The 11,443-nt window shown below is 68.0% G+C and carries 16 protein-coding genes; all 16 read left to right on the forward strand.

Annotated features, from left to right (window positions below; genetic code table 11):
- The first annotated feature begins 1 nt into the window (after position 1).
- Complete coding sequence (gene rsmD / locus VFP86_16845; protein HET9001309.1) at positions 2-571, forward strand: 16S rRNA (guanine(966)-N(2))-methyltransferase RsmD; 570 nt, start codon at positions 2-4, stop codon at positions 569-571.
- Complete coding sequence (coaD, locus tag VFP86_16850) at positions 568-1,074, forward strand: pantetheine-phosphate adenylyltransferase (protein HET9001310.1); 507 nt, start codon at positions 568-570, stop codon at positions 1,072-1,074. The genes rsmD and coaD overlap by 4 nt, the downstream gene beginning before the upstream one ends.
- 4 nt (positions 1,075-1,078) lie before the next feature.
- Positions 1,079-1,621, forward strand: a complete 543-nt coding sequence (locus VFP86_16855) for a hypothetical protein (GenBank protein HET9001311.1) — start codon at positions 1,079-1,081, stop codon at positions 1,619-1,621.
- A 52-nt stretch (positions 1,622-1,673) separates the two neighbouring features.
- Positions 1,674-2,246 carry a DUF177 domain-containing protein gene (locus tag VFP86_16860; protein HET9001312.1) on the forward strand — a complete coding sequence of 191 codons (573 nt, stop codon included), beginning with the start codon at positions 1,674-1,676 and terminating at the stop codon, positions 2,244-2,246.
- 3 nt (positions 2,247-2,249) lie between these two features.
- On the forward strand, positions 2,250-2,450 hold the full coding sequence (gene rpmF, locus VFP86_16865) for a 50S ribosomal protein L32 (GenBank protein HET9001313.1): 201 nt from the start codon (positions 2,250-2,252) through the stop codon (positions 2,448-2,450).
- 19 nt (positions 2,451-2,469) lie between these two features.
- Positions 2,470-3,537 carry a phosphate acyltransferase PlsX gene (gene plsX, locus VFP86_16870; GenBank protein ID HET9001314.1) on the forward strand — a complete coding sequence of 356 codons (1,068 nt, stop codon included), beginning with the start codon at positions 2,470-2,472 and terminating at the stop codon, positions 3,535-3,537.
- Between the two features lie 61 nt (positions 3,538-3,598).
- Positions 3,599-4,594 (forward strand): beta-ketoacyl-ACP synthase III, encoded by a 996-nt coding sequence (locus tag VFP86_16875; GenBank protein HET9001315.1) that lies wholly within the window; start codon positions 3,599-3,601, stop codon positions 4,592-4,594.
- A complete protein-coding gene (gene fabD / locus VFP86_16880) occupies positions 4,591-5,523 on the forward strand; it encodes an ACP S-malonyltransferase (protein HET9001316.1) in 933 nt (310 codons plus the stop codon). Before VFP86_16875 ends, fabD begins: the two co-directional genes overlap by 4 nt.
- Complete coding sequence (fabG, locus tag VFP86_16885; protein HET9001317.1) at positions 5,520-6,266, forward strand: 3-oxoacyl-[acyl-carrier-protein] reductase; 747 nt, start codon at positions 5,520-5,522, stop codon at positions 6,264-6,266. The genes fabD and fabG overlap by 4 nt, the downstream gene beginning before the upstream one ends.
- Positions 6,267-6,289: 23 nt before the next feature.
- Positions 6,290-6,547: an acyl carrier protein gene (gene acpP, locus VFP86_16890; GenBank protein HET9001318.1), complete on the forward strand. Its 258-nt coding sequence runs from the start codon at positions 6,290-6,292 to the stop codon at positions 6,545-6,547.
- A gap of 31 nt (positions 6,548-6,578) precedes the next feature.
- Complete coding sequence (gene fabF / locus VFP86_16895) at positions 6,579-7,817, forward strand: beta-ketoacyl-ACP synthase II (protein HET9001319.1); 1,239 nt, start codon at positions 6,579-6,581, stop codon at positions 7,815-7,817.
- A gap of 2 nt (positions 7,818-7,819) precedes the next feature.
- The gene (gene rnc / locus VFP86_16900) at positions 7,820-8,599 is read left to right on the forward strand and encodes a ribonuclease III (protein HET9001320.1); all 780 of its coding nucleotides are present in this window, start codon (positions 7,820-7,822) and stop codon (positions 8,597-8,599) included.
- Positions 8,596-9,126, forward strand: a complete 531-nt coding sequence (locus VFP86_16905; GenBank protein ID HET9001321.1) for an HIT domain-containing protein — start codon at positions 8,596-8,598, stop codon at positions 9,124-9,126. The genes rnc and VFP86_16905 overlap by 4 nt, the downstream gene beginning before the upstream one ends.
- Position 9,127: 1 nt before the next feature.
- Positions 9,128-10,288 (forward strand): aminotransferase class V-fold PLP-dependent enzyme, encoded by a 1,161-nt coding sequence (locus tag VFP86_16910; GenBank protein ID HET9001322.1) that lies wholly within the window; start codon positions 9,128-9,130, stop codon positions 10,286-10,288.
- Positions 10,289-10,312: 24 nt separating this feature from the next.
- The gene (locus VFP86_16915; protein ID HET9001323.1) at positions 10,313-11,179 is read left to right on the forward strand and encodes an FtsX-like permease family protein; all 867 of its coding nucleotides are present in this window, start codon (positions 10,313-10,315) and stop codon (positions 11,177-11,179) included.
- A 9-nt stretch (positions 11,180-11,188) separates the two neighbouring features.
- Positions 11,189-11,443, forward strand: a 255-nt coding sequence (locus VFP86_16920; GenBank protein ID HET9001324.1) for a hypothetical protein, incomplete at its 3' end; no start/stop codon positions are given.

The following is an 11,443-nucleotide window of genomic DNA, read 5'->3' on the forward strand; positions in this document are numbered from 1 at the left end:
GATGCGCGTCAGCGGCGGCACCGCGCGTGGGAAGCACCTGAGCACAAAGGGCAGGGGCGGAGTCCGTCCCACGTCCGGCAAGGTCGCCGACGCGCTCTTCAACTCTCTCGCGGCGCGCGTCGTGGACGCGCGGGTTCTCGATCTCTTCGCGGGAACGGGGCGGTTGGGGATCGAAGCGCTGAGCCGGGGCGCCCGGGAAGCGGTGTTCGTGGAACGCGATGCCCGCAACGTCGCCGTGATAAAGGAGAACCTGGCGTCGGCCGGCGTTGCCGCGCGCGGCGCGGTCCGGCGCGGCAACGCCCTCATCGAGATCGCCGTGCTCGCGGAGGCGGGGCGGCAGTTCGACCTCATCATGCTCGACCCGCCGTACGGCCGCGGGCTGCAACGGGAGATGCTTGGGCGAGTGGCGGCCACGACGGCCCTCGCCCCGGGAGGCCTCATCATCGCGGAAGGCCACTGGCGTGACACCCCCGGAGAGGTGCCGGGGCTCGAGCAGGTCAAGTCGTCGCGGTACGGAGAGACCGCGGTGTGGGTCTACACGCGCCCTGCGAAGAAGGAGGACGCCGTTTGAGAGAGAACAGGCTCGCCATTGCCCTGTATCCAGGGAGTTTTGACCCGGTCCACAACGGACACCTCGATATCATCGATCGCGCATGCAGGATGTTTCGCCGGGTCGTAGTGGGAGTGGCCAAGAACATGGAGAAGGCTCCGATGTTCCCGGTCGCCGACCGGGTGTCGATGCTGCAAGCGGCGACGGGGCGGGCATCGGTCGAGATCATGAGCTTCGAGGGGCTGACCGTCGACTTCGCGCACCGGCTGGGGGCGGCCGTCATCGTGAAGGGGCTTCGGGCGATGATGGATTTCGAATACGAACTCAAGATGGCGGCGATGAACAAACGCCTCCGGCCCGACATCGAGACGGTGTTCATGATGACGGCCCCCGAGTTTGCCTACCTAAGCTCAACGCTGATCCGGGAGGTCGCGGGGTTCGGCGGCTCGGTGTCCGGCCTCATCCCGCCGGTAGTGGAACGGCGGTTGACACAAAAGTTTTCAAGGTCACAGCGCAAGAGGTGAACAGATGGCCACACCCGGTCGATCCTCTCCATCCCACCCGGTGATTGACTGCCTGGATCGTCTCGAGGCTCTGCTTGCGGGAGGGCCGCCGTTGTTCCCGCCCGGCCGGCGGGCCGCGTGGGACGACGAGGCGCGGGAGTTGGTGCGCACCCTGCGGGATGCGCTCTCCACCGACGCCAAGCGGGCGGCGACGCTGGGGATGGAGGCTGAATCCGTGCTCCGCCGCGCGCAGGACGAAGCGCGGAAAATCGTCCTCGAGGCCGAAGACCACGCTCGCCGGGCCCTCGAGGATGGGACGCTCGCGCGCGCGGCCGAGCAACAGCTCCAGCAGATCCGCGAGCAGGCGGTGCGGGAGGCGGACGAGACCCGGCGCGGTGCCGACATGTATGCGATGACCGTGCTGGAACGCCTGGAACGGGAAGTCGCGCGCATCCTGGCCACCGTCCAACGAGGGAAGACCGTGCTGAGCGAACGAACGGGCGGACGGGCGCCCGCCACGGCAGGAAGCGCGCCGCGCCTTGACAACGGCAAACTGGCATCGGTATGATTGCTGGGTGTGCCCGGACTAACCGTCCGGGCACACGTCGTGAGGTGGCGGTGTGCGTGTCAACATCGGCGAGCTCCTGGCTGATCGGCGCGCCGTTCGGATCGTGGCGTTTTCCGAACGCTTCGAGTCGCCCGCTGAGGATATCACGCTGGTCGATCCGGTTGTCGGTGAGCTGTCGCTGATCGGCACAGGGCTGACGGTCTGCCTCACCGGCAGGGTGCACACCGTGCTCAACTTGGTGTGCGGCGCCTGTCTCCGACCGTTCTCGCAGGAACTTGATTTTTCGGTCGACGAAGAGTTCGGGCGCGTCTCGTCTCCCTCGCGAGGACCGGCGGACGGTAGTGCGGCCCGTGGTGAGTCGGCGCTGGGCTCGGAAGACTTCGTGATTCCCGTCGGACCCGACGAGATGGTGGATCTCTCCGAGGTCGTCCGGCAGCACCTCGTGCTCGCCCTGCCGATCGCGCCGCGATGCCGGATAGAGTGTCAAGGGTTGTGCGCGTCGTGCGGCGCGGATCTGAATGTGGAACAGTGCGGCTGTCTACCGAATCAGATCGACCCACGGTTGCAGGTGCTCCAACAATGGCCGTCGGCGTCCCGGAACCGGCCGACCGGGGAAAGGAAGTGAGGGATGGGGCTGACCAAGCGACGGTTCAGCAAGGCCCGAACCGCCAGCCGCCGCGCAGGGTTTAAGATCCGGCCGGTGACCCTTGTCGAATGCCCGCAATGCCACGCCCGCATGGTTCCCCACCGCGTGTGTCCCACGTGCGGCTACTACGCAGGACGGCAGGTGGTCGAAGTGAAGGCACGCGAGGAGAAGCCGAACGCCTGAACGGCGGCGACTGACGCGCATGCCGGAACCACGACTGCGGGTCGCCGTGGATGCGATGGGCGGCGATTACGCGCCACGGGAGGTCGTGGGGGGTGCCGTCCAAGCCGCGATGGACCTGGGGGTCGAAGTGCTGCTGGTGGGCCCCACCAACCAGATCGAACGTGAACTGCAATCGCTCGGCGGCGGGGCGCTCCCGGTCACCGTGGTAGAAGCGCCAGAGGTGATCGACATGGGCGAGGCGCCGGCCATGGCCCTTCGCCGGAAGCGCCAAGCCTCGATTCTCGTCGCCGTCGAGACGATGCGACGGGGAGACGCCGACGCCGTCGTGGGCGCGGGCAATACGGGGGCCGCGATGGCCGCGTCCCTGCTGCGTCTCGGACGCATCGAGGGGATCGATCGACCCGCGATCGCCGCCGTCCTGCCGACCCTCCGCGGTCGCGCCATCTTGGTCGATGTCGGCGCGAACGTGGATTGCCGTCCCAAGCACCTGCTGCAGTTTGCCGTGATGGGAAGTGTCTACGCCAACAGGGTCCTCGGGATCGCAGAGCCCCGCGTGGGGTTGATGAGCAACGGCACCGAGGAGACGAAGGGGAACGAGGTAGTGATTCGCGCGGCTGAACTCCTCCGTTCCTCGGGGTTGCGCTTCACCGGGAACATCGAGGGTCGGGATTTCTTTGGTGGGGTCGCGGATGTTGCCGTCTGCGACGGGTTTGTCGGCAACCTCCTGCTGAAGTTTGGCGAAGGGTTGGCGCTCGGGATCTTCACGCTGCTGCGCGAGGAACTCAGCCGCGGCCTCCTCGTCCGCCTGGGCGTGGCGCTCGCCACCCCGCGGCTGCGGGCGCTTGCGCGGCGAATGGACTACACCGAATACGGCGGCGCCCCCCTGCTCGGGGTCAACGGCATCTGCATCATCACCCACGGGAGCTCGAAGGCGAAGGCGATCCGCAACTCCATCGCGCTCGCCGCCGAGACGGTCCGCGCGAGGATGGTGGAGGCGATTCGGACCGATATCGCCCGTCTCTCCTCCCTGAACTCGATAGCCCTCACCGAGATGCCCACGACCGGCGTGCCGGGGGAGACCCTGTGACCACGCCAGAAGCGGCGCCGACAGCCAAGACGCACCACACCAACGTCCAAGGGGGCGTGACGTGGACATAGGATCCACGATCGTCGGTCTGGGCCGGTACCTTCCCGAGCGGATCCTGACGAACGCGGACCTGGCCGCGACGATTGAGACGACCGACGAGTGGATCCGGACGCGAACCGGCGTCGAGGAACGGCGGATCGCCGCATCGTCCGAGGCCAGTTCCGATCTGGCCTACGGAGCGGCGCGGGAGGCCATCGCGGCGGCCGGGATCACCCCCTCCCAGATCGATCTCATCGTGGTGGGGACGACCACGCCCGACATGGTCTTCCCAAACGTCGCCTGCCTGCTGCAGCAGCGCCTGGGGACGCGGACGATCGGATGCCTCGACGTCTCGGCGGCGTGCTCAAGTTTTGTCTACGGACTGAGCGTCGCGCATGGGGCGATCGCGTCGCGGCAGGCCGAGACCGTCCTAGTCGTCGGGGCCGAAACGCTGTCCCGCATCACCAACTGGCGGGACCGCGCCACCTGTGTCCTCTTTGGAGATTGTGCGGGCGCCGCGGTGCTGCGGCCGGCCCGGTCCGGCCGCGGGTTTCTCTCGTTCTGTTTGGGAGGCGACGGCAGCGGGGGAGAGGCGCTGTGCTTGAGGGCGGGCGGCAGCCGCCGGCCCGCCTCCCGGGAGACGGTCGAGCGCGAGGAACACTACATTTCCATGAACGGACCCGAAGTCTACCAGTTCGCCGTCCGGGCGATCCCCGCGGCGGCAGGCGAGGCGCTGCGGCGCGCGCAGCTCGGGCCGGCGGATGTCGACTTCGTGATCCCGCATCAGGCGAACATCCGGATCATCGAATCGGCGGCGCGGCGGCTGCGCGTGCCTCTCGACAAATTCTTCATCAACGTCCAGCGGTACGGCAACACCTCGGCCGCCTCCATTCCGGTGGCGCTCTACGAGGCGGTGCAGCAGGGTCGTGTCGAGGATGGCCAGCTCGGCGTGTTGGTCACCTTCGGCGCCGGGTACACGTGGGGCGCATGCACGATTCGGTGGGGAGGAGCGGCGTGAGATTCGCCGCGGTCTTCCCCGGACAGGGCGCCCAGTACGTCGGGATGGGGCGCGAGATGGCCGAACAGTATCCCGAGGCCCGGGCGGTGTTCGAGCGCGCCACGGCGGCCGTGGGGTTCGATCTGTTCTGTCTTTGCGCGGAAGGGCCTCTGGAGTCCCTTCGCGCCACGGCGAACACCCAGCCGGCCATTCTCGCATCGAGCCTGGCGTGCTATGCAACCCTCCCGGTCGCGCCTGAGATCACGGCCGGGTTGAGCCTCGGCGAGTACACCGCGCTCGTGTGCGCCGGAGCGCTCGAACTCGAGGAGGCGGTGAGGCTGGTCCGGCTTCGGGGCATCTTTATGGAAGACGCCACCCGTGGGCGGGAGACCATGATGGTGGCGGTGATCGGCCTGAGTCCGCAGCAGGTTCGCGCGCTGTGCGAGGCGCACGGCCATGTCGGCGTGGTCGAGCCCGCGAACTTTAACAGCCCCGGACAGGTGGTGATGGGCGGGGACGCGGCGGCGGTGCGGGCCGCGGCGGCCGACGCTTCCCGCCTGGGCGCCCGCCGCGCTGTCGAACTCGCGGTGGGCGCACCGTTTCACACGAGCCTGATGCGTCCGGCTGCGGAGCGGCTCGCGGCCGAGCTTGAACGTGTGCCCATCAAGCCCGCCCGGATCCCTGTCGTCGCCAATGTCTCGGCCCGGGCGGTCCGGGACCCGGATGAGATTCGCCGGGCGCTCCTGGCCCAGGTGGCGTCTCCCGTCCTGTGGGAACAGTCGGTGCGCACGATGTACGACGCCGGGATCCGGTGCTTTGTCGAGATCGGACCAGGCACGACGTTGGGCGGGATGATCCGGAAAACGGTGGACGCGGCCACGTGCCACATCGAAAACCCGGCGTCCCGCGAAGAAGCGCTCGGCATGCTCCTGGGAGAGCAGGTCCGATGAGCCTGCCGGAGCATGTGGCCCTCGTCACGGGCGCTTCCGGGGGCATCGGATCGGCGGTCGCCGTCCGCCTCGCGCGCGAAGGCGCGGGGATCGTGATCCATTACGGCCGGAACGCCGAGGGGGCCGAGCGCACCCGCCGGAAGGTCGAAGAGGCAGGCGGAGGCGCCACGATTCTGCAGGGCGATCTCACGGTGCCCGAGGCGTGCCGCACGGTCGTCGAACAGGCCGCGGAATGGCGGGGACGGCTGGACATCCTGGTGAACAACGCCGGCCTGACCCGCGACGGGCTCGTCGTGCGCATGCGAGATGAGGACTGGCACGACATCATGGCGATCAATCTCCACGCCACGTTCTACTGTACGCGGGCCGCCTTGCGCGACATGCTGCGGCAGCGCCGCGGCCGGATCGTGAACATCAGCTCCATCGTCGCGGAGGTTGGGAACCCTGGACAGGCGAACTACATCGCCGCCAAGTCCGCCGTGATCGGCTTTACGAAGGCCGTCGCAAAGGAGGTCGCCGGGCGGGGGATCACGGTGAACGCGGTCGCGCCCGGGTATATCGAAGCGGGACTCACCGCGACGCTCACGGATGAGCAGCGGGCTCGGTTTGTCGATCACATTCCGATGGGGCGCACCGGCCGACCTGAGGAAGTGGCGGCCGCGGTGGCGTTCTTGGCGTCAGAGGAAGCCGGCTATATCACGGGGCAGATTTTGAACGTGGATGGCGGGCTGGTCATGAAGTAGGATGATCAGGGGGTGGTTGGGGGATGGCCGCACCAGCACCAGTGTTTGACCGCGTCAAGGCGATCGTCGCGGAGCAGTTGGGCGTGGAAGCCGATGAGGTGACGCCTCAATCGAAGTTCGTCGAGGATCTCGGAGCGGATTCCCTCGACGTCGTCGAGCTCGTGATGGCGTTGGAGGATGAGTTTTCACTCGAGATCCCCGACGAAGAAGCCGAGAAGATCTCCACCGTCGGCGATGCCGCCAAGTATATCGAGAGCCACGCCGAGGTCGCGAAAGAGTAGGCGTCTCGGCAGCGACAGGGCCGGGAACCACATGCGCAGGCGAGTGGCCGTGACCGGGGTCGGTATGGTCACCCCCATCGGGACCGGGAAAGATGCCTTCTGGGCAGGCCTGATGGAAGGGCGGTCGGGGGTGCGGCGCATCACCGCGTTCGACCCGGCGCCCTACGAGACCCAGATCGCGGGGGAAGTCCCGGACTTCGATCCCGCGACGTACATGGACCGCAAGGAGGTCCGGCGCAACGACCGGTTCGTCCAGTTTGCTTTCGCGGCCACACGGCTCGCCCTGGACGACGCCGAGTTTGCCATCACCACTAAGAACGCGGAACGGGTCGGGGTGATCATCGGATCGGGCATCGGCGGAGCGAAAACCTGGGAGGAGCAACACCAGGTCCTGCTGGAGCGGGGGCCGGCGCGGGTGAGCGCGTTCTTCGTTCCCATGATCATCATCAATATGGCGTCCGGCATCATCAGCATTCTTACGGGAGCGAAGGGACCGAACGTCTCTGTCGTCTCCGCGTGCGCCACGGGGGGACATGCGATCGGGGACGCCTTCCGGACGATCCAACACGACGAGGCGGACGCAATGATCTGCGGCGGGAGCGAGGCGGCGTTAACCCCCCTGAGCCTCGCGGGCCTCGGCGCGTCGAAGGCGATGAGCACCCGCAATGACGCGCCTGAGCGGGCCGTGCGCCCCTTCGACGCCCACCGCGACGGGTTTGTGCTCGGCGAGGGAGCGGGGGTCCTCCTCCTGGAAGAGTGGGAATGTGCCGAGCGGCGAGGGGCCAGGATCTACGCCGAAGTCGTCGGCTACGGGAAGAGCGCAGACGCGTTCCATATCACGCAGCCCGATCCGGAAGGCGATGGGGCGGCGCGGGCGATGCAGATCGCCCTCAAGGACGCCGGGCTCCTGGCGGGGCAGGTCGACTATATCAATGCCCACGGGACGAGCACTCCGTACAACGACAAGTTGGAGACGTTGGCGATCAAGCGCGTATTTGGAGCGGAGGCCCACCGCATCCCCATCAGTTCGACAAAGTCGATGACCTCCCACCTCCTCGGCGCCGCGGGAGGGGTCGAAGCGATCGCCTGCGCGCTCGCGATCGAGCGGGAGATGCTGCCCCCGACGATCAATTACGAGTTCCCCGATCCAGAGTGCGATCTGGACTACGTCCCCAACACCCCGCGGTCCGCTCACATCGACGTCGCGATGTCGAACGCCTTTGGGTTTGGCGGCCATAACGCGACCCTGATCTTGAAGAGGCCGACCTAGGGGTGGACGTCCCCGCGCGTCCGCTTGCCACGGCGCCGCCCGGACTTTCCGCCGGAGGGCCCGCGCCCTTCACGCCCGAACGCGAGGCGCTCCTCTCGGAACTCGAGGAAAAGCTGAACATCAAGTTCCGCGATCGATCCCTGCTGCACCTGGCCCTTGTCCACGGCTCGGCGGGCCCCGAGGGTCGGAGCCGCCACGGGGAAAACTATGAGCGCCTGGAGTTTCTGGGAGACTCGGTGCTCAACCTCGCCATCAGCGACCATCTGTACCGCATGTTTCCGACGCGGTTGGAAGGAGATCTGGCCCGCCTCCGGGCCGGCATCGTCAGCGAGCCCGCCCTCGCCCGCGTCGCCCGCGGCCTCGATCTGGGGCGATACGTGGTCCTGGGCCGCGGGGAGGAAAAGGGCGGGGGCCGGAGCCGCCCCGCACTCCTCGCCGACGCCTTGGAGGCCGTGCTGGGTGCCGTGTATGTCGACTCGGGCTATGGGGTGGCGCACTACTGCGTCACCCGCTGGTTCGGAGATGAATTGAGCCGGCTCGAGGAGCCGGGCGAAGGGGACTATAAGAGTCAGCTGCAAGAACTCGTGCAGCAGCTGGAACGCCGGCTCCCACGGTATCGGATCACCGGACAACGCGGGCCGGAGCACGACCGGGCGTTCGTCGCCATCGTCGAAGTGAACGGCCGTGTGCTGGGGGAGGGCCGCGGCCGGAGCAAGAAGGAAGCCGAACAGGTGGCGGCGCAGCGCGCCCTGGAGACTCTGAGGCGGAGCCGGGCGGGGTGAAGCACCTCTGGGCGCCCTGGCGGATCCAGTATTTCAAAGGCCCCCCTCCGGAAGGCTGCATCTTCTGCGTCCTTCCTCGCGACGGGCGCGATCGAGAGCATCATATCGTCTACCAGGGACAGCGGGTGTTTGTGATCCTCAACACGTTTCCGTACAACTCCGGACACGTGATGGTCGTGCCTCGCCGGCACGTGGCCGACCTGGGCGCGCTCGAGGACGGCGAAGCCCTTGAACTGATTCATCTCACGACGGCGGCGATGGAGGCGATCCGGGCGACGTACGGGGCCGAGGGTTTCAACGTCGGCGTGAACATCGGCCGGGCGGCGGGGGCCGGCATCGTCGACCACGTCCACCTCCACGTCGTCCCGCGGTGGGTCGGAGACACAAACTTCATGCCCGTGCTCGGCGAGACGAAGGTGCTTCCCGAGGACCTCTCGGTCACCCGCGACAGGCTCGCCAAAGCTCTTCCCGAAGCACTTGCCCGCCGGGCCACGAAGCCGGGAGTGAGCTCCGAAAGCCCCGGGTAACGTGGAACAGGCCGCGTCCCCCGCCGACCTCCGCCGGCTGTTCCTCCTGCGGCCGGACGTCGTCTTCCTCAACCACGGCTCATTCGGGGCCTGCGCCGCCCCCGTATTTGACGTCTATCAGCGGTGGCAGCTCGAACTTGAGCGGCAACCCGTCGAGTTTCTCCACTACCGGTTCAAGGATCTGATGCGGGCCGCGCGGGAGTCGCTCGCGGGGTTCCTCCGGGTGGACGCCGACGATGTCGTCTACGTGCCGAACGTCACGACCGGCCTGAATATCGTGGCCCGGTCGCTCGCGCTGCGGCCGGGGGATGAGGTGCTGACCACGGACCATGAATACGGAGCCCTCGACCGGACGTGGAGGTTCATCTGCGAGCGGCGAGGCGCCCGCTACGTGCAGGCGCGCCTCCCCCTCCCGCTGGAATCTCCAGACGATGTTGTGGACACGATCTGGGCGCAGGTCACAGCGAGCACGCGCGTGTTGTTCTGCAGCCATATCACCTCACCCACCGCGCTCATCTTTCCGGTCGAGACGCTTGTGCGCCGGGCGCGCGAGGCGGGCATCGTGACCGTCATCGACGGCGCGCACGCCCCCGGCCAAATTCCGCTCGACCTGGGGGCCCTCGGGGCGGACTTCTACGGGGGCAACTGCCACAAGTGGATGTGCGCCCCCAAGGGATCGGGCTTCTTGTACGCCCGGCGCGAGAGGCAGTCGCTGCTCAAGCCGCTCGTGGTGAGCTGGGGCTGGCCGTCTTCCTTTGTCGACGAGCAGCAGCGGCAGGGAACTCGCGACATCGCCGCGTTCCTCTCCGTGCCCGCCGCGATCGACTTCCTGCGCGAGCACAATTGGCCGGCGGTGCAGCAAGCGTGCCACACGCTCGCCCGGACCGCCCGGTCGGCCCTGGAGGCCGTGAGCGGCCTTCCCCCGCTCGCGGCCGACTCCGCCGCGTGGTACGCGCAGATGGTGAGCGTACCGGTTCCGCTCGCGGATGCCGAGCGCGCGCGGGCCCGCCTGTGGCACGAGTTCAACATCGAAGCCCCCGTGACCGCCTGGAACGGCCGGAGCCTCGTGCGGGTATCCGTCCAAGGCTACAATGCCCAGGCGGATATCGAGGCGCTCGTCGCGGCCGTGGCGCGCCTCATCGCCGAGGAAGAACGAAGATAGTCGGGGCCGTGCTATCATGAGCGTATGCGACGGCGTGTGCGCCTCGGCGTCGGCATCGCGGCACTGGCCCTCTGGGTGGGCGGGCTTGGCGGGGCTGCCGGGTCGCAGCCGGCGTCCGCCGGCTCGGATGGTATCTGGCCGGCGTTCCTAAGCGATCGCGCCGCGCGCAGGCTTGGCATAGGCCCGGGGGATCTCCTGGAGGTTGCGCTCCGGCCCACGGGTCCGTGGCAAACGGTCAGGGTGGTTCAAGTGTATCGCCCGGTCCGCTACCCGACCGATGTGGGGCGATCCCGGATCGATATCCGCCTCCACCTGCCCGACCTCCAAACCCTGGTCGGCCGCGGCGATGAGGTCGACAGCATCGTGGTGCGGCTCCGAACCCCAGCGCGCGCCGCCGCGGTGACGGCACGCCTAAACGCCGCCGCGTTCGGGGTCCGCGCGTACACGTCGGCCGATCTCGCAGCCCGCAACTCGAGCACCTTCGAGGTGATCACCCGCTTCCACCGGGCGATCGGGGTCGTGACCATCCTCGCGAGCTCCGTCTTTCTCTTGGCGATCATGACCCTCAAGAGCGAGGAGATGCGCCGTCAGGTGGGGGTGCTGCGCCTCATCGGGATCTCCCCGCGCACGGTCGCCGGGACGATGCTGGTCATCGCCACTGGCGTCTCGTTGCTCGGGACGGGGGTGGGCACCGGGATCGGCTATGTGCTCTCGCTGGCGATCAACACCTACTACCAGCATCTCTTCGACACGGACCTGATGTTCTCAACGATCACGCCTGGCCTCCTCGGATTCGCCACCGCGCTCTCGGTGGTGCTCGGGATCGCCGCGGGAGCATTCACGGCGTGGCGCCTGCTGCGGCCCGCCCCGCTGGAACAAGCCGGCCGCTAGGGACCACGGATGCCGCCGATCGTCTTTCTCGCCCTGCGGACGCTTGTGCGCGCCCCGGCCAGAACGGCGCTGGTCGTGCTGGGGTTGAGCGTCACGGGAGCGCTCCTCCTCGACATGACGATGCTCGCCGGTGGTTTGGAGGCCAGCCTCGGCACGGTGCTGAACCGGCTGGGGTTCGCCGTCCGCGTCGTGCCGCGAGGCACCCTCCCGTTCTCCGGGACGGCAGAGATCGCGGACGGCGATCGCCTCGCATCCGCGATCGCG

Source organism: bacterium (assembly GCA_035703895.1).
GTDB lineage: Bacteria > Sysuimicrobiota > Sysuimicrobiia > Sysuimicrobiales > Segetimicrobiaceae > Segetimicrobium.

Coding starts and splice junctions, on each gene's coding strand:
- rsmD (HET9001309.1), top strand. CDS start 2: ATGCGCGTCAGCGGCGGCACCGCGCGTGGGAAGCACCTGAGCACAAAG.
- VFP86_16855 (HET9001311.1), top strand. CDS start 1,079: ATGGCCACACCCGGTCGATCCTCTCCATCCCACCCGGTGATTGACTGC.
- rpmF (HET9001313.1), top strand. CDS start 2,250: ATGGGGCTGACCAAGCGACGGTTCAGCAAGGCCCGAACCGCCAGCCGC.
- plsX (HET9001314.1), top strand. CDS start 2,470: ATGCCGGAACCACGACTGCGGGTCGCCGTGGATGCGATGGGCGGCGAT.
- fabG (HET9001317.1), top strand. CDS start 5,520: ATGAGCCTGCCGGAGCATGTGGCCCTCGTCACGGGCGCTTCCGGGGGC.
- acpP (HET9001318.1), top strand. CDS start 6,290: ATGGCCGCACCAGCACCAGTGTTTGACCGCGTCAAGGCGATCGTCGCG.
- fabF (HET9001319.1), top strand. CDS start 6,579: ATGCGCAGGCGAGTGGCCGTGACCGGGGTCGGTATGGTCACCCCCATC.
- VFP86_16915 (HET9001323.1), top strand. CDS start 10,313: ATGCGACGGCGTGTGCGCCTCGGCGTCGGCATCGCGGCACTGGCCCTC.